Below are 19,738 nucleotides of genomic sequence, written 5' to 3'. Positions count from 1 at the left end.
CCTGTGGGTAAAAATAACATATGCAACTAGAGGTAACTTTTATTTAACATGGAAAACGAACGAATGGAGCAACATAACTTGGAGTATTATAAGATAGGTGGGTTAATTAGGAAGTATAGAAAGGAAAAGGATTTGAAGTTGATGGAGCTCTCGGAATTAACAGGAGTAAAGTCGGCGATGCTGTCGAAAATCGAAAATGGACGGCTTATTCCAACGATTCCTACCTTATTTACGATTATTAATAAATTGGGTGTTCGGGCCGATATGTTCTTCGGGCAGTTGGCACAGGGCGACGAATTCCCTGGGTACATTTTTATCCCTAAACAGAACTTTACGAAATACGAGAAGGAAGAGGGTGCCGTGGGTTTCCATTACCAATCAATCCTGGAATTTAACTACGATGGTGGCGCTATCCAAGTGTCGTTACTTACGCTGGAACCCAATTCGTCTAGACCCCAAGTAGCCACCGCTGCTTTCGAATTCATTTATATTCTCGCCGGGGATATCAAATACGAACTGGAAGATAAATCATTCCAAATGACAGCCGGGGATGCCCTTTTCTTCGATGGTAACATCCCGCATTTACCGCAAAATAATACGAACCACGCTGCTACTTTGCTCGTTTTCTACCTGTTTACATCGAATTAATAATGTTTATTGATTGGAAAATTGTTTTCCTGTAGTGAAATATATTAGCTTTGTAGGAAAATAGATTACAGCATGTTTCATCATAATGGAGCGAATAGTGACGGGCGATTAGCGCTTTTTGAAGGCCCGGGAAAGGAATTTGTTATAAAAAGTTTCCCTATACGAAAGTTAAACCCGGGGGAAATCCTCGTCAAAAACATCTATACAACCATCTGTGGTAGCGATCTACATACTTTTTGTGGTACAAGAAAAGAAGCTTGTCCTACCGTATTGGGGCATGAAATAGTAGGAGAAATCCTCGACATATCACCTACCCATACTGGCTTCGACCTTAATGGTGAACCCTTAATTATAGGCGATCGTATTACTTGGTCGATCTTTGCCAGTGATCCTACTTCACATTATGCCCAAGCAGGTATTCCCCAAAAAGGAGAAAACCTGTTTAAATATGGCCATGCCCTTGCACAACAAAATGATGTGTTCCATGGAGGCATGGCAGAGTATTGCATTTTAAGGCCGCATACAGGCATTTTAAAGCTGCCGGTTACCTTGCCGCTTAATATTGCGTCAACCGTTAATTGTTCCATTGCTACTGTGGCAGGAGCACTACGTTTAGCCGGTAACTTAGCCGGAAAGAATGTGCTTATTACTGGTATGGGGCATTTAGGCATTACATGTGCTGCCATGTGTGCCGACAGGGGGGCTGCTTGGATAGGCGCTGCCGATATTTCAGCGGCCCGCTTACAGGTGGCCCGTCAATTCGGCGTGCACGATACCGTCCATATGCAAGCCAATGCCGAGGTAAATGCTCGAACACTACAAGCCTTGTTACCCAATCAGCGGTTAGACTTAGTAATCGACATGAGTGGTAACCCTGCTGCCATAGAATTCGGATTAAATGCCTTAACGATTGGTGGTATTGCAATTTGGGTAGGAGCCGTCTTTAATACAAGAGATATAGCCGTAAATCCAGAGCGCATGATCCGCAACTTGTTAACTATCCGCGGCTTGCATAACTACAATTTCGAGGACCTGCAAGCTGCCTTGGATTTCATGGAGCGTAATTGGCAACGCTACCCATTTGGCAACATGGTCGAAAAGGAGTTCCCTTTAGATGATGCCCAAGCTGCGTTCACCTATGCCGTTGAACAGAAACCTTTTAGGGTAGGAATCAAGATGTAAGCAATTCAATACAGGTGTTTAGAACACGCTTAACCATATAGTCACAGGTCAACTCTCGAATAGAGTTGACCTTCCCCCAGTTCGAAAACCAATCTACCATAAGTTCCCCATAGTTGTTTAGTGTTATTCTTACACCCCAATAGCTTCGTTTCAAGTAATTTCCGTGTGATGTCAAAGTAATTCCATGTGATTTCTATGTGAATGCATGTATTCGACATGTATTCTCAAGCTCGTTTTTATATAGCACCCTATCCTCAAACTATGCTTACCCTATCCTTTGCCTATCCTCCCCCTATCCCTAGCCTATCCTTACCCTATCAAAAACCAGTAAAAGCCTATCTCGAGCCTATCTAAAGCCTATCTTTTGCCTATCCTCACCCTTTGCCATGGCGGGTTTAGCTAGTTTTGGCCATGTAATGGATTGGTATTGAATATAATAGCAAAATACACTTCGCTTATTTTTGGGATTTTCTGCAGTGTAATTTGACTTTTGTGCAGTAAAATGTAAAGAATACCTTGGCTTTTGAAGTTACATCTAACCGTTGTAGAAACTGTTTGTCTACTCTCTATTGTTCCTTTTGGGGGAGAGGCTTAGAAAGGAACAAATAGGAGGAAGGGAAACTAGGTAATCTCGAAGCCGTTCAACAAAATAAACCCCAAGCATGCTATAAAAACACACTTGGGGATGCAATCCAAATAATCAACTACTACAAATTAGCGGCCTTTATTAAACGCAATCACGGCTTCTTCCGGGGAGGCAAAGAAGAATTTCCTGAACTCCGCGGTTTGACCAATATGCATTTCTTCCGTATCATTTTTCAATCCTTCTAATAAGCCCTTCGCTACGTCGATAGCCGGCATGCCATGTTCTTTGCCGCCAATCATTTCCGAGAAGTCTGTATTTACAAGTGGCGGCATTAGTTCAAATACTTTCACATTCGTGTCTGCCAATGCTAAACGTAACGCTTGCGTGTAAGAATGTAAGGCCGATTTTGAGGCGGCATATGTAGGTAAGTTTTTCGATGGAGCAAAGGCTACAATCGAAGAAACATTTACAATCGCTGCTTCGGGTTGTTGCTTTAATAAAGGCAATAATTGTTCTGTTAAATGAATCGGTGCCAGCAGGTTCGCTTGGAATTCTGCTAATGCCATGCCGTACGCGTCAGTGGAAGCATTCAAGTCGTACTTAAAGGCAGCACCGGCATTGTTGATTAAAATGCTGAGATCGCTATGATGGGTTTTAATGTCTGCTACCAGTTTGTCTACATCTGCGTGGTTCGTAATATCAGCTACGATGTACGAGCCACCAGGTAGGGCCGTTACAGCAGCTTGTAAGCGTTGCTCGCTTCTGCCTGCAATAATTACTTTATTCCCTTGTGCGCTGAATAATTTCGCTATTTCAAATCCAATACCAGAGCCGCCGCCGGTGATAAGGATTGTTTTGTTGTTGGTGTTCATTGTAAATTGGTTTATATATAATGTACTATTTAGTACAAAATGAGGTAAAAAATTTTATTGTATCAATTGCAGGTTAAAATCAACCAGTTGTTTTAACGCCGCAGGACTATTATTCATTCGCCTTGTTACGTGGATACCGTTCCATAAGTTGGAAAGATGTAAACCCAATAATGCAGGATCTTCCTTGGTTTTTAACTGGCCATTCGCTTGTGCCCGCTTCACCGCCTGCGTAAACAAATCCTGTAGCCGGCTTAATAAGTTCGCCGCTAACGATCGTATGTTGCGATCTTTCTCCGATAACTGCACCAAGGCATTGCCTAAATAACAACCACGGTTTTTCTCCTCGTTCCCAGCTTTCGCCATCGCGTAAAAAAATTGTTTAATCACGTCGATCCCGTTCTCCGCGTTGTTCACTTTGCTGGCGAGCTTGTCATAAAAAGTATCAGAAAATCTTTGCAACGTTTTCTCGTACAGTTCTTGCTTTCCACCTTTAAATGCCAAGTAGAAACTGCCCTTACCAATACCCATGGCATCCAACAACTCGTCGGCCGAGGCCGAGTCGTAACACTTCTCCCAAAACACGTTCGTGGCTTTGTCGATGATCAGTGCTTCGTCGTATATTTTAGGGCGTCCTGCCATGGTAATGGTTTTATTGACGACCCAAAGGTATAAAGTGTACTGGTTAGTACAAAATAAATTTTATCGATAGGGGGATTGAGGGAGAAGGGGCGGAAATACAAAAAGCTGAACGCGAAGGTTCAGCTTTTATTTCATTGTGAAGTATAACTGTGATGACTAAGTCCTTATTCTTCAACACCACCCCCCAATGCGCGGTACAATTCGGTTACAGCGTTTAGCTTATCCACTTTAATGGAAATAGCTTCGAGCTGGTTTTGTAAGGCATTGTTTTGAGCGGTAATTACTTCCAAATAGGTGGCCATGCCGCTTCTGTATAGTAACATAGCGTCGTTGGTGGCTTTTTGGAGGGAAGCTGTTTTTTTCTCTACCAGTACTAAGCGTTCATCTGCATGTTTAGATTTCGCTAAGGCATCGGAAACTTCGCCCACGGCTACCATTACCGATTGTTTGAATTGAACAGCGGCTTTTTGTTGTTCGATTTGCGCAATTTCATACGCCGTTCTTAATTGGCGTTTTTGAAATACGGGTTGTGCTAAGTTCACACCCACGTTCTTTACCAATGATCCCGGTAAATCGAACCAACTATTCAGTTTAAAGGAATTCGCACCAATAGAAGGCGACAATGAAATAGTAGGATACATATTCGCTTTCGCTAATCCTGTTTTCGCATTGGCCGATACTACAGCGTATTCTGCTGCTTTCACATCGGGCCTTCTACTTAATAACACCGTAGGTACCCCGCTAGGGAATACTTCCGATGGAACAGCGGTTACTATACTATTCGCTCTTTCCACAGCAGCAGGATAGCTACCACATAAAATGCTCAAGGCATTCTCTTGGATGGCAATATTCTGCTGTGCCAATGGAATCAATAATTCCGCCGTTTTCTTTTGTGCTTCTGCTTGTTCCACCGCCAGTGAATTCACTTGTGCCGAATTATATTGCAAGCGAATCATCGACAAGGTGCTATCGCCCAAGAGTACATTGCGCTCTGCTACTTTCAGTTGCTCGTCGAGTGCCAGCAGGTTGTAGTAAGCCTGCGCTACTTGCACAATAATGCGCGTTTTCAAGGCCGAAAGGTTCTCTTTCTGTGCGAAGTAATTCGCTTTCGCATCCTCTTTCTGCATGGCTACTTTGCCCCAGATATCGGCTTCCCAAGAAAGCTTAATCGTAGCACTGTAATCGTCCATGTAGCTCGATTGTAAAAACTGTTCACTCAAAGAACCGTTTAACGAGTTCTTCGATAACCAGTTTCTATTCGCACCGGCCGAGAAATCTACCGTAGGTAGTAAGCCTTTTTTCGCTTGTTTATAACTTAATTCCAACTGCTCCATGCTCATCATCGCCACCGCTACATCATTGTTTTTCGACAATGCTTTTTCAATGAGGGCCACGAGGGCTGGATCTTGGAAGAACTGGCGGTAAGGTAATAATACCGTATCGCCAGTTAAGGCAGCTGTTTCCCTGTATTCGTTTGGCACATGCAGTTCCTCGCGTTGGTATTTTTTACCTACTACGCAAGAACTTGCTGTGAAAGCCAAACCACACGCTGCCAGTATGATATGTTTATGCAAGAATTTCATGTTTTCAGTTTATAAAGGGAGGTGCGTTTTTTTCCTACCCACTTTTTCTTGTAAGAATTGGAAGAAGATGTATAAGATCGGTATCACGAACACACCCAGCACTACACCACTTAACATACCCATGGCCGCGCCCGTACTAATCGATCTATTACCCGATGCTTGGCCGCCTTGTGCTAACATCAACGGCACCATACCCACGATAAACGCGAGGGATGTCATGATAATAGGACGTAACCTCGCTTTCGCACCTTCTAATGCCGAAGCTAAAATCGACATACCACTTTGCCTTCTCTGTACCGCGAATTCCACGATCAAGATGGCATTCTTCGCAAGCAAACCAATCAACATCACCAAACCAACCTGCACGTAAATGTTGTTATCTAAACCAATTGCTTTAATACCTAAAAAGGCTCCTACGATACCTGTTGGGATCGATAATAATACCGCCAATGGTAACAAGTAACTTTCGTACTGCGCTGCTAACAAGAAGTATACGAACAAGATGCTCAACATTAACACCACCATGGTTTGATTACCCGACGATTTCTCTTCCAAACTCAACCCCGTCCATTCGTAACTATAGTCGCTCGGTAAGGTGCTTAACACGTTCTTTTCTAAACCATCCATGATGGCACCATTACTTACACCCGGCAAGGCCATTACGTTAATAGTCACGGCATTGTACAAGTTGTAACGGTTTACCGATTCAGGACCATATACTTTCTTCAATGTTACCAACGATTTCACCGGTACCATTTCTCCTTTGTCGTTACGGGTGAAGATTTCGTTGAACGCTTCTTCATCCATTCTGAATACGCCGTCTGCTTTCACGTTCACACGGTAGAACTTACCGAAGCGGGTGAAGTTAGCCGATTGGTTACCGGCAAAGTAAGTTTGAATGGTACTGAGCATGCTGTTAACATCTACGCCCAATACGTTGGCTTTATCTTCATCTACTTCTAATTCCAATTGTGGGTAATCGGCCCGGAAGGTTGTGTAGGCGAATTGTACGCCGGGTTGTTGCATAATCTGGCCAATAACTTTATCGGCCATGGCTTTTAATGAAGCTGCATCTTTACCCATTTTATCTTGCAATACAATCTCTGCACCACTCGCCACACCGTAACCATCTACCGGTGGCATCCTAATAGCAATGGTAGAGCCTTCTTTAATGCCTGCCAATGCACCGGAAATCATCCCGTGAATGTCTTCGATATTTTTAACGGCGCCTCTCTCTTTCTTAGGTTTCAATTTCACGAAGCCTAAACCATAGCTCGTACCAGCCGAATTACTCAAGATGTTGAAGCCCGTAATAGCGGTATTGCTTTCTACGGCTTCCATTTTACCAATGCTATCGCCAATTTTCTTTACTACTTCTGTTGTTTTAGGCAAAGCAGTACCCGGCGGCATGGTTAAACTGTATACGATAAAGCCATCATCTTCCATGGGAACAAAGCTTTTCGGGGTACTCATCATTAAGTACGCCGCTAAACCTGTAATACCGGCAACAATGCCTGCACTTAACCATTTTCTACCGGCTAAGAAGCGTACGCCTTTTACGTATTTATTCGTGAGGTTGTTGAAGCCTACGTTGAAACCCGCGAAGAAGCGTTGACTAAATGTTGTTGGTTTCTTCGGTGCGTGATGATGATCGCCCTGTTGATGATCTCCAGCATGGTTGTTTTTCAATAACAAGGCACAAAGCGCCGGTGTTAATGTTAAGGCGTTTACCGCGGAGATCATGATGGCAATTGCCAAGGTATAAGCGAACTGGCGGTAGAATAAACCCGAAGATCCTTGCATGAAGCCAATGGGTATAAACACGGCCGACATAACCAATGTAATGGAAATTACGGCACCCGTAATCTCGCTCATGGCATGGTGTGTAGCTTGACGACCCGATAAGTTCGTGCCTTCCATTTTACTATGCACAGCTTCTACTACAACGATCGCATCATCTACAACGATACCAATCGCCAGTACAAGGGCAAAGAGCGTTAAGATATTAATGGTGAAACCAAATATCAACAAGAAGAAGAACGTACCAATAATGGCCACCGGAACAGCAATGGCCGGGATAATCGTAGAACGGAAATCTTGCAAGAACAAGAACACCACGATAAATACGAGCACGAAGGCCTCTATTAAAGTAGATTTAACTTGTCCTGTTGCTTCATCCAAACGCTCTTTCGTACTCATTACCTTGCCGTACTGCAAACCCGGAGGGAATGATTTCGAAGCTTTCGCTAATTCATTGTTCACACCAATCTCGATCTCGTTCGCATTCGAACCAGAGGTTTGTAAGATGGCTACGGTAACGGCATTCTTGCCATTTACTTTATTGTCGCCGCTATAGCTGATAGAACCGAATTCAATGCGTGCAATATCTTTCAAGCGCACGAGGTTGGTACCGTTTCTTTTCACTACAATCGACTCGTATTCTTCCGGTAAGTTTTTCTTACCCTTATAGCGGATTACGTATTCTAATGCGGCGCTGGATTCTTGCCCAAGTGTACCAGGTGCTGCCTCCACACTTTGCTTAGCAATGGCGGCTGTTACATCATCCGGTACCAACCCGTAGCTGGCCATTTTTTGTGGATTTAGCCAAATACGCATCGAGTAATCTTTCATCCCGAAAACCTGTGCCTGGCCTACGCCCGGTACACGTTTGATAGAGGGGATGAGGTTGATGTTTACATAGTTCTGTATGAATAGTTCATCGTATTTCTTGTTGTCATCGGTAAATACGTTGAAGATCAAAATCATACTATTCTGCTGCTTGGAAGTGGTTAAACCCATTTGGATTACTTCCTGCGGCAAAATAGGGGTAGCCTGTTGCACACGGTTTTGCACGTTTACCGCAGCTTGATCGGGATCTACGCCTTGTTTGAATACAATTTGGATCGAAAACGAACCGTCGTTACTGGCGGTCGATTTGATGTATTGCATGTTTTCTACCCCGTTAATCTGTTCTTCCAAAGGCGTTACTACGGAACGTAATACCGCTTGGCTATTACCACCCGGGAAGCTACCGCTAACCATTACAGTTGGCGGCGAAATATCTGGGAACCGAGTGATGGGAAGCCTTAAAAGGCCAATTACACCCAGGATCACGATGATAATAGAAATCACCGTTGCCAGTACGGGCCTGTCAATTATCTTTCTTAGCATTGTTTCGTTTCTTTATTTGAGACTGAATGGAACGGTTATTTTGTTGCAGATGCCTGTGCAGGTGCTGCATTAGGAGCAGATGGCACCACAGGTGATCCTTCGTTCAATACGTCGATGCGGTTTAAGGCTATTTTCTCTTTTGCTTGCAAGCCAGATTTCAAGATGTAGAGATCACCCGATTTACCGGCAATTTCAATTGGCTTCATTTTCACTTTGTTGCTATCGCCCAATGCAAATACGAAGTATTTATCTTGAATATCCTTTACGCTGGTCATTGGTACAGTTAAGCTTCCCGGCATTGTTTTGCGTAAGATGATTTTCGCGGAACCACCTGCGCGTAATAGCTTGTTGGGGTTCGGGAAAACGGCTTTTAAAGGAATGCTGCCTGTAGTAGCGTTGATGTTACCACTCGCCATTTCCAATGTACCTTTCTGATCGTACACAGTACCGTCTGCCATAATCATTTCTACCGTACTCATGGCTGTATCGGTAGCCCTGTCTTTCATGAAAGCGATGTAATCTGCTTCACTTAAAGAGAAGTATACGAATACGTTGTTGATCTCAGAAAGGGTAGTAAGCGGTGTGGCGTCGGCTGGTGTAACCAAGTTTCCAATACGGTTCGGAATTCGACCGATGTAACCATTTACAGGTGCTTTGATTAAGCTAAAGGCCGCATTGATTTGTGATGATCCTAATGCTGCTTTCGCTTGTGCTACTGCTGCTTTGGCTGAAGCGTAGTTGGCTTCGGCTGTTTGCAGCTGCATTTCCGATACTACTTTGCCGGCAACAAGTGGTTTAATTTTCTCCAGCTCGATGCGGGATGTTTCTTCTGCTGCCATCGCCGCTTTTAAAGCTGCCTGGCTGTTGTTCACTTGTTCGTTGAATACGTCGCCTTTGATTTTAAAGAGGTTTTGTCCTTTTTGAACGTAGTCGCCTTCTTTTATGAAGATCTCTTCCAAGTAACCCGTTACTTGTGCCTTAATATCTACGTTCACGGTACCTTCAATAGCACCGGGGTATTTCTTTTCAATTTGAGCTGTTGTCGGTTGAATTTCGAGGAAGTCAACATCTACCGGGGCACCCCATTGTTGTTGCTCTTGGTGGTTGCCTCCGCAAGATGATATTAACAATGCAATTGATAGTATCAATGCTACATTGCTCACTTTACCCAGTTCGAAAAATCGTGTTGCCATTTTATATTGATTAAAGTTGCGGCAAAGCAATGAAAATCCCGGGTTTATATAGAAGTGAAAGTTCCCGAATCGGCAGTTTTGGCACCTGGAATGTTGGTAGGTTCAACCGAAAATTTTAACAATTTGCTGTTTGGAAATATGAACAAAACCTATCAATCCTGCCCGCAAGATAAGTTGGTGGGTAGTAAAAAACCGGCTCAGCAGAAGCCAAGCCGGTTGTATAAATAACACACATTAAAGGTTCGTGCGTAGCACGCTTATTTTTATGGAAGATGGATATACTTAATAATCCATCCAAGCTTTCAGTAGCTGCGCTTTTTCGCGGCTGACAATAATTTCTGTTGTAGGGCTGTTTTTGATCTCCACCTTTAATTTGCCGTTAAACGAATTGTGGATCTGTTTAATAGCGTCTATATGGATAATGAATTGACGGTTGGCGCGAAAGAATTGCTTGGGATTTAGCTGTTGCTCGAGTTCTTCGAGCGATTGGGGAATGATTTCCGTTTCACCGTTGACCAACTTCGCCCGCGAGATTTTCAGTTCCGAGAAGAAGTAAGCCACTTCATTGACCAATACTGATTTGTAACCGTCGCGGTAGGGAAGGAGGAAACGGGTACGGTATTCTTTGGGTTGAAGATAATTGAGTAAGCCTTCAAGGGATGGCGGTGTAGCGCCGGGGGAAAGATGATCTAATTTATCGAACGCTTGGGCCAGTTCTTCTTGCACTACGGGTTTCAATAAATAGTCGACGCTATTGTATTTAAAAGCTTTAACGGCGTATTCGTCATACGCAGTGGTGAACACAATGGGGCAATGAATGATCACTTTATCGAATATTTCAAAACTCAATCCATCTGCCAAGCGAACGTCCATCATTATTACGTCGGGTTGGGGATGGGTATTCATCCATGTAACACAATCGGCAATGCTTTCGAGAACACCTACAATTTCTACCTGTGGTTTGATGACTTTGATCAAGCGCTGGAGCCTGTCGGCATTGGGTTTCTCGTCTTCTAAAATTAATACCTTATTGATCATATCTAATTAACGGTATGATGACTTTAAATGTTGATTCATCCTTTACAATAACGGGTTGCTTTGCAGCCAACAGTACAAATCGTTTCGTAATGTTTTTAATCCCGATGCCCGACGATTGAATAGGCTTCTCAATGGGCAATAAAGCATTTTCAACAATTAATTCTTCCTTATCATTGTTGTAAATTTTAATACGCAGTGGGTTCGACTTCGTTGTTTTATTATGCTTCAACGCGTTCTCTACGAGTAATTGCAACGTAAGCGGCGGCATAAAGAAATGCTTGGCTTCTTTATCTACCTCTATTGCAAACTCTACACCATCACCTACCCGTTGTTTAATCAAGAATATATACGATTGTAAAAACTTCAATTCATCTTCCAAGTAAATCAAATCCTTCTTCGCATTAATAAGCATGTAACGGTAGATCTTCGAGAAGTTCTCGGCATAATCGTACCCGAGTTGTTGATCGCGTAAGATCAATTCCGATAATACGCTGAGGTTATTGAATACGAAATGTGGATCGATTTGAAGCTTTAGCGCTTGCAGTTCAATCTCCATTACTACTTGGTTCAATTGGTTGGCGCGTAGGGCTTCGTTTTTCCAGTTGTTGATTAGGTAGTTACCCGAGTTAATGGCGGCAATCATTAAAGCAATTAAGAAGCTGATCACAATCCATTGGATAATCCATTTGCGTTCATCGAGGTTGCTGCCGAATAGGCCGCCTTCTTCCCCTAATACGGTAGTAAAAAATAAGCCGATCATGAAATGGATAAAGAGCGTTGATACTAAGCATAACAGCGACTCTACAGCCAGCCTACGGGCGGGGTGTTCCATCCAAGGGATGTACTTATTCAATTTATTACTGATGAAAATGCTCGACTCCGAGATGGAATAGCATAGTACTAATGATACCATCCATTCACCCATAATTTCTAAACGAGGACGGTCGAAATATGCCGGCCAAAATTTAGAGAATGGATCGAGAATGAACGATACCAGGTAAAGGAGAAAACACGCGGAAACAGTGAATACAACACGTTTCCCCGTATTATTCAGAAATGTTTCCCTGTTTTTTTGCATGGAAAGCTCCTTATGAATAGGTTTAACTAATAATCTTTACTAACAGTTGTTTTGGTTGTGCAAATATCGCCAATATGGGTCCGAATGCGGCAGTTTTTTATCCAAAACGTCATTTTCCGTTACTGAAGTTCAGTATAGCTATACCGAAATAGCAAAGATTATATACGTAAAAATGGTCTACCGGGTTATAAAACGGTTGCTAGATGAGGAATTATTCTTCGGTACCAATACAAAAAAGTGTTTCGCCTTCATTCACCGGGGGAGTGCCAATTTTGTACAGTACAATCCCACTATTCGGCGCTGTAATGGTAGCCAGTAGTTTGCCAAATACATCGTGTATGTGGCCGAGTGTTTGGCCTTGCTGTACGGCGTCGCCTGCTTGGATACTACTGGTGAAAATACCTTGTACAGGTACGCGTACATACGATTGGTTCCGTAACATTTTTATCGTAGGGCTAGCGAGAGATTGGCTACTTGGATACATGTTTACATGCTGCAACATGTTCATTACCGCCTGTTGTAGTAGTTGTACGTTTGAAGCTTGTACATTCCCCAATTCGCCGGCTTCCAAGCTAAGGGCAACAATACCTTGCTGGCTCGCTTGTTTAAAGGCGTACTTAGCGGGGTCGGTAGGTTGTAAGGTATAAGGGTAAGAAACCACGTACTCGAACCCGGCAATACGACATAATTCTTCGGCCGCTTTTGTTTGCGCCGGGAACAATGTATTATTGTAGAAGCAGGCAAAAGGCAGCAGGTTTTCGTTAGCATCACCTGCGTGGATATCGAGGAAGTAATCTGAAATATCCATCACTTCTGTTCTGAGGGTATAAGCGATTTGCTCAGTAATAGTGCCTTTCTTTTTACCTGGAAAGGCGTTGTTAAGATTCTTTTGATCGATGGGATTGAGAAACGGTGTTCTACCGTAGAAGGCCGCCGTATTGGCGAGGGGAACGAAGATTAATATGCCATGGAGTTTCGCCGGATCGATGCTTTGCATGATTTGTTGGGTAGCCATAATGGGTGGGTATTCGTAACCATGAATACCGGCTACAATGGCAAAAGTGGGTCCGGGTTCGATTCCTTTAATAACACGTACGGGCATGGTGGCAGTGGCTTGCCCATCTCGTAGCGTGTACACCGTATCAAGTATGTTAGAAGATTGAGCGGTTGCTTTACCGAACATGCATAAGAGGAGGCCCACAGTAAATAGTTGTTTGCGCATAATAAACACCAATGATTGCACGCAATTTACTGGAAATGAAGTGAAAGGAGATGTTAAGAATGTTCGTATTCCTAAGGGTGCATTTTCCCATTTATAATCAGTACATTTAAATAGTATTGAATATAGCGGGGAATGAAAACCATATCACACAAAACTTTCCACATGAAAAAAACGATTCTGTTCATTGTTAGTCTTTTGTTCGGCTTATTATTTATTAATGCCGGTTTAAACAAATTTTTCAATTACATGCCAACACCTACAGACTTACCACCTGGTTTAATGGAGGCAATGGGTGGCATGATGGCCATGAAATGGTTAATGCCTTTAGTAGGTTTTGGTGAAGTATTGGGTGGCTTACTGGTTATTTTCCCTAAATCAAGGGCTTTGGGTGCCGTGGTATTATTCCCCATTGTTGTTGGTATAGTACTTACAGCCTTTGTAAATGTACAAGGCGGCTACGCAATGGCTTTAGGTGTATTGGTGGTTGAATTATGGATTATTATTGAAAACAGTCATAAATACACGCCGATGTTGGAGAAATAAAAAATACAAATTACAACCCTCTGCCATAGAGGGTTGTAAGCTATACCTTGAAATTCCTGCCAAATCCTTCTTGTCATGCTTTCCCTTCCCTTATTTTTAGTTTGTTAACTTATCTATAGCACGATCGTATGTAGAAAATACGGCGGGTGTAGATTATATTTGATGGCATATATCGTTTCTACGCCTATGCGTTTATTTGCTATCGTCAACAATATGTAGTCCTTAAAAAGACAGCGAAATAAGCTGAAGAAGTAAGTGATCATGTTGACAATCAAAAAAGAAAAAACCAACTATAGATGCTTTACAAACTACTAGGACTCACTATAATGAGCGTACTATTATCAGTATCCTCGCAAGCACAACGTCTACTTTTCTATGATAACAATCCCCAAGTGCAAACTTGGCAACAAAAAGGCGACGCTGCCCATTTTGCGAAGGATTACAAAACAAGTGTTCGTTATTACGATTCCATCCTAACAATATCACCCAGCGAAGAAGCTAGGTGTAATCAAATTATGAGCTTAATTGATGCCAAGGAATATGCTTTGGCCAGTGCAAAGATCAGCCAAATGATGGATACGGGGTTCTTTAAAACCGTACAAATCAGCAACTACAAATCGCTACCATACGAAGTGCTAGTGCGTCTCGATCTAAAGTTCACACAGAACTACAATACATATGTTACTAAGAACAACATCAAGTATCCCGATCTCGTATGGCGTATCTTCGAAATGTACGAGCTCGATCAATATTACCAACGTATTACAGCATTTAAAGCCCAGTACGATAATGCTTACCCGGAATTCACACAAGAAGAGGTCACAAAACGCCAATTAGAAACGTTCGACTCATCAGTTAGCTACTTTAAATACTACTTCTTCCCCCGCTATGGCTACCTATGGAACAAAGATATAGGTACCGATGCCACCCACTATATGTGGGTAATGGTACAACATGGCGACCGCGATGTAGCCTTCCAAGAAGCCTACCTCGTAGAACTGGAAAAAGCTGTCGCAAAGAAAGAAGCCAGCGGGAAAGATCTTGCCTATCTAACCGACCGCGTTCGTAAGAACACCAATCGCCCACAAGTATATGGCACCCAAATGAAGTACCGCCAAGAAAAACAAGCAGATGGTACCTCTAAAATCATTATGGAACCTTATACCGTCGAAAATCCCGAGTTGCTCGATGCCCGCCGTGCAAAAGTTGGCCTTATGCCCATGAAGGATTATTTAGACCAAATGAATAAGGTGAACAATCGGTAATAGTAAAGGAAGTTATCGCTGCGTGGGAGCTAAAGATGCATATGCAAGCCGTTAGTGAGTAAATTCATCATATTCAATAAGTTACATTGAGGTTGTGAAGCTGCTTCAATGTAACTTATTCATTTATAGTATCTACTATCTAAAATATAATCTTCTCCCAAGCGCTTTATGCGAACAAACAGCCGCTCAGCTACCCTTATATTATCCTACAAGGGTATTCTATATGAATAAGCTCCTACAAAGCTGCTATTATATATCTAAAAGCATGTAAACACGATGTAATCACATGGAATTACATGGAAATTACATGGAAGTTACATGGAACGATAGAGAAATCACATGGAAATTACTTGTCGATCACTTGGCACTTGCTTTATTGCTATAGGGAGGTATAAGGTAAGCTACAGGTACCCAATAGGCAAATAAGTACCTGTTGACGAATAGTTTATGATATGCAATATAGCTATATAAACCCCAAACAGCCATTGGAACCATGCCCAAGCCGTGTTTACTACAACAATATCTCCTCTTCGATCCCTACATCGGCTAGAAACTGCTGATCGTGGGATACCACAATGAGCGTACCCTCGTATTCATTGATCGCAGCTGTCAGGATCTCAATGTTTTGGATATCCAAGTTATTCGTTGGTTCATCGAGGATAATCATATCCAAGGCTTTGTTGTTGATTGTTAGGCAACAAAGTACGAGGCGCATCTTTTCACCACCACTTAATGCACTGCAAGGTTTATCCCAATCGGGCTGTAAGAATAAGAAGCGCGTTAGTTTCGTTTTGATTTCATGTTCTTGTAGCGCGCCGGGATTGAATTGTTGGGCTTGTTGGTAAACAGTGAGCGAATTATTGATTAAGGCATAGTCTTGATCAATGTAAATGGCCGAGAACGCGGCACGGGTTAATTGCCCGCTTGTAGGAGCCAATTGGCCTAAAAGTACCTTAATGAGGGTCGTTTTGCCGGAGCCGTTGTTGCCCTTTATCGCAACCCTTTGCCCACTTTTCAAGATGAAACTCAAATCCTGCTTCCACACCTTCCCTGCATTGTAGGTAAAGTTGATGTTCGTGGCATGGAATAAAATCTTGCCTTTATGTAATTGCGACTGGTCGAAGCCCATTTTCATGGTATCGAGTGCCGGTAATTCTTTACGTAAATCCTGTAAATCTTGCCTGATATTGTCGATTTTGTCAGCATGCACACCTTTCATACGGGCCGTGCTTTTTTCGGCACTATTCCGGAAGGTATTCATGGAAATAGTTGGTAAACCGGCCTTCTCTTGCTTCTTTTTACCCCGGGCATCCAATTTCGCTTGGCGTTCCATGGCTTCGCGCTCAGTTTCTTTGGCTTTGCGGAAAGCTTTTTCTGCACTACGCACATCGTTTTCCAAGGCTTCTGCAGCGATGGCTTTCTGTGATTGGTAGAAGGTATAGTTGCCCCCGTACGTGGTAATGCCATTTTTGCTAAGTTCGCAAACGGTGTTAAGTAGCTGTAGCAATACCCGGTCGTGACTAACCACTACCAATGTTTGTTTTGCAAATTGGATATAATCGTACAAGATAGCCCGGCTACTAGCATCCAAATGGTTACTAGGCTCGTCCATCAGTACGATCTCCGGTTGGTGAATATCAATGCCTGCTAAGAAAACCTTCGTTTTCTGGCCACCACTTAGTTGTTGTAAAGGTTGTTGAAGGTCGATACCGGCCAAATCCCAATGCATCAAAGCGGCTTGGCATCTTTCTTCAATCCCCCAATCATCATTCAAATCATCATATAAACCCGGGGAAACATCACCTTCCATGATGGCATGTAATGCACTAAGTTTCTTATCCACTTTTAATGCCTCGGCGATACTAAGGTGGTTATACTGGCCAAAGATTTGCGGCACATAGTAAGGGGTACTGCTCGCTGTTACCGTTCCGCTAAGCGGGTGTAAGTTACCGGCCATAATATTGAGCAAAGTAGATTTACCGGCGCCATTATTGCCGACAAGTGCAATTTTATCTTGTTTGTTGATCGTGATTGTAAGATCGCTGAAAAGAACATCCTTATTGGGATGCGCGTACGTAACGCTTTGGAGCGTAAGCATAACTTCTTCCTTTAGAAAAATAAATAATAACCCTTGGGATGGGTTTGTTTACATCATTTTTGGAAAGAAATTATATCTCACATAGCGGTAGGAAAAATTTTGTTTTGCAAGGCAAAGGTAAAAAGAATTCGGAGTTTTTATATATTTATTTTCATAAGATCAACCAAATCATCCCCTACATGTATCGAATTATATTGCCAATAGTCGCCACTATACTATGTTTAGGCTGCAACGAACAAACTACAAACTTCGAACAAATCGAGGTACGTAAACAGCTATATTATAACAAGTTGAACCATGGCCGACCTTTTACAGGAATGGCCGTTTCGAACTTAGCGAATGGGGGTATTAAATTGGCGGTTAGCTTTATTGATGGCGTACCCAATGGGCCATGGTTAACCAACGAACAAGGTGAAGATCGTTTGCAAGAGGGTTTGTATAAACCTTTAACGGGTAACTACCAAGCACCTATTAAAAGAGTGAATGTTTGTTACTTTCATATAGATAAAGATACCACCAGCACTGTTTTGGTAGTAGTTGATAATAAGGCCCCGGCATTTGATACTATTCAATTATTGAACAGTATAAAAGACCAATTACCACAGTTTGCAACGGATGTTTTCCATGTTGTACATGATGAGTTGACTTTACATGGCAAACATTAAGCAGCCATGTAATAGTCGAAAAAGCCAATGGCTAAGTTAAGTAGGGCTTGAATAGAAAAGGTAGTCCAAAAGGCCGGGCGGTTTTCCATTTTGGCTTTGTAATAAGAGAAACTGAGTACAATCCCGGGTAAGTATAATAACGCAATGGCAACGGTGTTCCCACTACTCAGTAATGCATATAATACAGCCGAAATGATAATGTAAATGTGCTTGAAATAAGCGCTTTGCCCGTAGGCAAATAGTAAAATACTGTATACGAATCGTTGTACGATAAGTGTACCCAATAAAGGGTTTAATAATACGAAGTATAAAATGAATTGTAGCTTTTCGGGTGGCGGTGCACTTCCTCCCGTATTGATGTTGAAATATTCCAATGCGTAGCTAGCTCCAATGATATATACAAAGCAGGCAATAACACTAATGAAGATTAATTTTAAATCGAGCTGTTGTTTGTTAACCGGTAATTGATTTTCCATCTGTCGTTCAATGGGCTGTAAATTACAGTTTTGCCGGTAAATGCCGGGGCATTATTTCTTAAGACCTAGTAGGCTGGCACCGAAGATAAAGAAGAGGGCTAACTGGGTATCGGTGAATTGCAAACGCAATTGTGCCAAGGCTTTCGCTTTATGTTCTTTTACAGTGAATACTGAAATACCCAATTTCTCGGCGATTTCGTCCAATTTCAATCCTTCCATATACACCATCTTAAATACTTGCTGCCGTTTTTCCGGGAGTGCTTCTATTGCTTTATAAATCGAGGCCATCAATTCTGTACGAATCATTTGTTGTAGTACCAATTCGTCGCGCTTGTTTTCGTCGAGATATTGCATTTCCGCTTGGAAATGGTCGTGCACTTTTAAATGTCGTAAGTAGTTCAGGCAAGCGTTACGGGTAGTGGTATAAAGGAAACTTTTAATGCTTTTAGGATGGTCGAAGTCGGCTTTCTTGTGCCAGAGTTTCACGAAGGCGTCTTTTACAATGTCTTCCGCCTCGCCGGTATTGGCGAGTAATTGGGTAGCAAAGAAACACAGGGGCTTGTAATGCTCTACAAAGAAAGCATTAAACGCACTTGGTTCCCCTTGCTGGAACGCAGGAATAAGATCTTCTGAGAGATCAATTGACATAGCGGATAGACTTGGTTTACGGGAAACGTTTGGATGTAAGTAGTGGCAATAGTAAATAATATGTGAGAATTCTGCAAATAGTTTCCCGTTGAGTGGCAAAAAAAATATTTTTTTAAAATGACTAGTTCGAATACTTCCTCACCGTGTTCTACATACGATAAACAATTATTTCATAACCGATCCATATGCTACAAATAAAGAGTCGACTACTTACGAAAATGGCCATGGCATTGGTACTGATGGTTATCGTAACCTCCTGTGGCGAGCATGAACGTGATGAATCGCCGGGTGGACGAGAAATGCCAAAAAGGGCCAAGCTACCTAGTCATATTCCTGGTAATAAGGATATGAATGGAACGGAAGGATTGCTTGGAGATTTTGCATTTGATGTGCATTTTATAGATTTGCCTTCTAATGGAACCAATCAACCATTTGCTTTCATTTCATTACCAGGTAATTCTTACGATTCCCTAGCGTACAACTACATCGAGAAATGCAGTCCTGTACAAGGTATTATCCTGCGCACGGTAGCAAAGGAGCATACAGGTATGGTACTAGATTTCCGAACCGCGGGAACGAATAGTGAACAGGCCACCTTCAAGATCGAAGCCGGAGATAACCAAATCCCGCTCGTACTTGTTTGGGACGATGCTTCCATCGATAGGGCCCAAGCGATGCGTGCTTTATTGGAGAAAACGTTAGAAGAGAAGTTGCAAGAAGCAGCATTCCTCGACGAAACAGCCATATCTATTATGCCAACTATGCACTTCTCATCGCGACCGACTTTAGAGGCAGCAAAGACTCGCTCTTGCTTTCAATAGTCAACCATTT

17 protein-coding genes are annotated in these 19,738 nt (G+C 42.5%); 6 read left to right on the top strand and 11 right to left on the bottom strand.

Features of this window, described 5'->3' with window-relative positions:
* Positions 1–48 precede the first annotated feature (48 nt).
* Together LX64_RS07440 and LX64_RS07435 are read left to right on the top strand one after the other, a co-directional pair.
* A complete protein-coding gene (locus LX64_RS07440; RefSeq protein ID WP_111596967.1) occupies positions 49–648 on the top strand; it encodes a helix-turn-helix domain-containing protein in 600 nt (199 codons plus the stop codon).
* A gap of 72 nt (positions 649–720) precedes the next feature.
* On the top strand, positions 721–1,830 hold the full coding sequence (locus LX64_RS07435; RefSeq protein WP_111596966.1) for a zinc-binding dehydrogenase: 1,110 nt from the start codon (positions 721–723) through the stop codon (positions 1,828–1,830).
* 714 nt (positions 1,831–2,544) lie between these two features.
* Here the strand turns inward: LX64_RS07435 and LX64_RS07430 are convergent.
* The 8 genes from LX64_RS07430 to LX64_RS07395 all read right to left on the bottom strand — a co-directional run bounded on the left by LX64_RS07430 (position 2,545) and on the right by LX64_RS07395 (position 13,212).
* Positions 2,545–3,288, bottom strand: coding sequence for an SDR family oxidoreductase (locus tag LX64_RS07430; RefSeq protein ID WP_111596965.1), 744 nt, complete (start codon positions 3,286–3,288; stop codon positions 2,545–2,547).
* Positions 3,289–3,342: 54 nt separating this feature from the next.
* The gene (locus LX64_RS07425) at positions 3,343–3,927 is read right to left on the bottom strand and encodes a TetR/AcrR family transcriptional regulator (protein WP_111596964.1); all 585 of its coding nucleotides are present in this window, start codon (positions 3,925–3,927) and stop codon (positions 3,343–3,345) included.
* A gap of 164 nt (positions 3,928–4,091) precedes the next feature.
* The gene (locus LX64_RS07420; RefSeq protein WP_111596963.1) at positions 4,092–5,510 is read right to left on the bottom strand and encodes an efflux transporter outer membrane subunit; all 1,419 of its coding nucleotides are present in this window, start codon (positions 5,508–5,510) and stop codon (positions 4,092–4,094) included.
* 9 nt (positions 5,511–5,519) lie between these two features.
* Complete coding sequence (locus LX64_RS07415; RefSeq protein ID WP_111596962.1) at positions 5,520–8,681, bottom strand: efflux RND transporter permease subunit; 3,162 nt, start codon at positions 8,679–8,681, stop codon at positions 5,520–5,522.
* Between the two features lie 35 nt (positions 8,682–8,716).
* The gene (locus LX64_RS07410) at positions 8,717–9,874 is read right to left on the bottom strand and encodes an efflux RND transporter periplasmic adaptor subunit (protein ID WP_111596961.1); all 1,158 of its coding nucleotides are present in this window, start codon (positions 9,872–9,874) and stop codon (positions 8,717–8,719) included.
* A 282-nt stretch (positions 9,875–10,156) separates the two neighbouring features.
* Positions 10,157–10,912, bottom strand: coding sequence for a LytR/AlgR family response regulator transcription factor (locus LX64_RS07405; protein ID WP_111596960.1), 756 nt, complete (start codon positions 10,910–10,912; stop codon positions 10,157–10,159).
* Positions 10,902–11,990 (bottom strand): sensor histidine kinase, encoded by a 1,089-nt coding sequence (locus tag LX64_RS07400; protein WP_111596959.1) that lies wholly within the window; start codon positions 11,988–11,990, stop codon positions 10,902–10,904. The genes LX64_RS07405 and LX64_RS07400 overlap by 11 nt, the downstream gene beginning before the upstream one ends.
* A gap of 211 nt (positions 11,991–12,201) precedes the next feature.
* Positions 12,202–13,212 carry a succinylglutamate desuccinylase/aspartoacylase family protein gene (locus LX64_RS07395; RefSeq protein ID WP_111596958.1) on the bottom strand — a complete coding sequence of 337 codons (1,011 nt, stop codon included), beginning with the start codon at positions 13,210–13,212 and terminating at the stop codon, positions 12,202–12,204.
* Between the two features lie 162 nt (positions 13,213–13,374).
* Here LX64_RS07395 and LX64_RS07390 point away from each other — a divergent pair, with 162 nt between their 5' ends.
* The gene (locus LX64_RS07390; RefSeq protein WP_111597071.1) at positions 13,375–13,755 is read left to right on the top strand and encodes a DoxX family membrane protein; all 381 of its coding nucleotides are present in this window, start codon (positions 13,375–13,377) and stop codon (positions 13,753–13,755) included.
* A 296-nt stretch (positions 13,756–14,051) separates the two neighbouring features.
* Positions 14,052–15,020, top strand: coding sequence for a DUF6624 domain-containing protein (locus LX64_RS07385; RefSeq protein ID WP_148707235.1), 969 nt, complete (start codon positions 14,052–14,054; stop codon positions 15,018–15,020).
* A gap of 511 nt (positions 15,021–15,531) precedes the next feature.
* On the opposite strand, the gene LX64_RS07380 is transcribed toward LX64_RS07385, so the two are convergent.
* On the bottom strand, positions 15,532–17,118 hold the full coding sequence (locus tag LX64_RS07380) for an ABC-F family ATP-binding cassette domain-containing protein (protein ID WP_111596956.1): 1,587 nt from the start codon (positions 17,116–17,118) through the stop codon (positions 15,532–15,534).
* 179 nt (positions 17,119–17,297) lie between these two features.
* Between LX64_RS07380 and LX64_RS07375 the strand changes: the two genes are divergently transcribed.
* Positions 17,298–17,783, top strand: coding sequence for a hypothetical protein (locus tag LX64_RS07375; protein WP_148707234.1), 486 nt, complete (start codon positions 17,298–17,300; stop codon positions 17,781–17,783).
* Here the strand turns inward: LX64_RS07375 and LX64_RS07370 are convergent.
* Together LX64_RS07370 and LX64_RS07365 are read right to left on the bottom strand one after the other, a co-directional pair.
* Positions 17,780–18,259, bottom strand: a complete 480-nt coding sequence (locus LX64_RS07370) for a hypothetical protein (protein ID WP_111596954.1) — start codon at positions 18,257–18,259, stop codon at positions 17,780–17,782. The genes LX64_RS07375 and LX64_RS07370 overlap by 4 nt on opposite strands.
* A gap of 51 nt (positions 18,260–18,310) precedes the next feature.
* Entirely contained in the window at positions 18,311–18,907 is a 597-nt protein-coding gene (locus LX64_RS07365; RefSeq protein WP_111596953.1) for an RNA polymerase sigma-70 factor, read from the bottom strand.
* 185 nt (positions 18,908–19,092) lie between these two features.
* Between LX64_RS07365 and LX64_RS07360 the strand changes: the two genes are divergently transcribed.
* Positions 19,093–19,728, top strand: coding sequence for a hypothetical protein (locus tag LX64_RS07360; protein WP_148707233.1), 636 nt, complete (start codon positions 19,093–19,095; stop codon positions 19,726–19,728).
* Positions 19,729–19,738 lie beyond the last annotated feature (10 nt).

This window comes from Chitinophaga skermanii, assembly GCF_003259335.1.
Taxonomy (GTDB): domain Bacteria; phylum Bacteroidota; class Bacteroidia; order Chitinophagales; family Chitinophagaceae; genus Chitinophaga; species Chitinophaga skermanii.
The sequence above is the reverse complement of the archived record's forward strand: the minus strand, read 5'-3'. Positions and strand labels throughout refer to the sequence as shown.

Bases quoted from the DNA above. Each gene is read 5' to 3' on its own strand.
- LX64_RS07430 (WP_111596965.1), bottom strand. From the start codon at position 3,288: ATGAACACCAACAACAAAACAATCCTTATCACCGGCGGCGGCTCTGGT.
- LX64_RS07405 (WP_111596960.1), bottom strand. From the start codon at position 10,912: ATGATCAATAAGGTATTAATTTTAGAAGACGAGAAACCCAATGCCGAC.
- LX64_RS07435 (WP_111596966.1), top strand. From the start codon at position 721: ATGTTTCATCATAATGGAGCGAATAGTGACGGGCGATTAGCGCTTTTT.
- LX64_RS07375 (WP_148707234.1), top strand. From the start codon at position 17,298: ATGTATCGAATTATATTGCCAATAGTCGCCACTATACTATGTTTAGGC.
- LX64_RS07420 (WP_111596963.1), bottom strand. From the start codon at position 5,510: ATGAAATTCTTGCATAAACATATCATACTGGCAGCGTGTGGTTTGGCT.
- LX64_RS07410 (WP_111596961.1), bottom strand. From the start codon at position 9,874: ATGGCAACACGATTTTTCGAACTGGGTAAAGTGAGCAATGTAGCATTG.
- LX64_RS07360 (WP_148707233.1), top strand. From the start codon at position 19,093: ATGCTACAAATAAAGAGTCGACTACTTACGAAAATGGCCATGGCATTG.
- LX64_RS07385 (WP_148707235.1), top strand. From the start codon at position 14,052: ATGCTTTACAAACTACTAGGACTCACTATAATGAGCGTACTATTATCA.
- LX64_RS07415 (WP_111596962.1), bottom strand. From the start codon at position 8,681: ATGCTAAGAAAGATAATTGACAGGCCCGTACTGGCAACGGTGATTTCT.
- LX64_RS07365 (WP_111596953.1), bottom strand. From the start codon at position 18,907: ATGTCAATTGATCTCTCAGAAGATCTTATTCCTGCGTTCCAGCAAGGG.
- LX64_RS07440 (WP_111596967.1), top strand. From the start codon at position 49: ATGGAAAACGAACGAATGGAGCAACATAACTTGGAGTATTATAAGATA.
- LX64_RS07395 (WP_111596958.1), bottom strand. From the start codon at position 13,212: ATGCGCAAACAACTATTTACTGTGGGCCTCCTCTTATGCATGTTCGGT.
- LX64_RS07400 (WP_111596959.1), bottom strand. From the start codon at position 11,990: ATGCAAAAAAACAGGGAAACATTTCTGAATAATACGGGGAAACGTGTT.
- LX64_RS07380 (WP_111596956.1), bottom strand. From the start codon at position 17,118: ATGCTTACGCTCCAAAGCGTTACGTACGCGCATCCCAATAAGGATGTT.
- LX64_RS07425 (WP_111596964.1), bottom strand. From the start codon at position 3,927: ATGGCAGGACGCCCTAAAATATACGACGAAGCACTGATCATCGACAAA.
- LX64_RS07390 (WP_111597071.1), top strand. From the start codon at position 13,375: ATGAAAAAAACGATTCTGTTCATTGTTAGTCTTTTGTTCGGCTTATTA.
- LX64_RS07370 (WP_111596954.1), bottom strand. From the start codon at position 18,259: ATGGAAAATCAATTACCGGTTAACAAACAACAGCTCGATTTAAAATTA.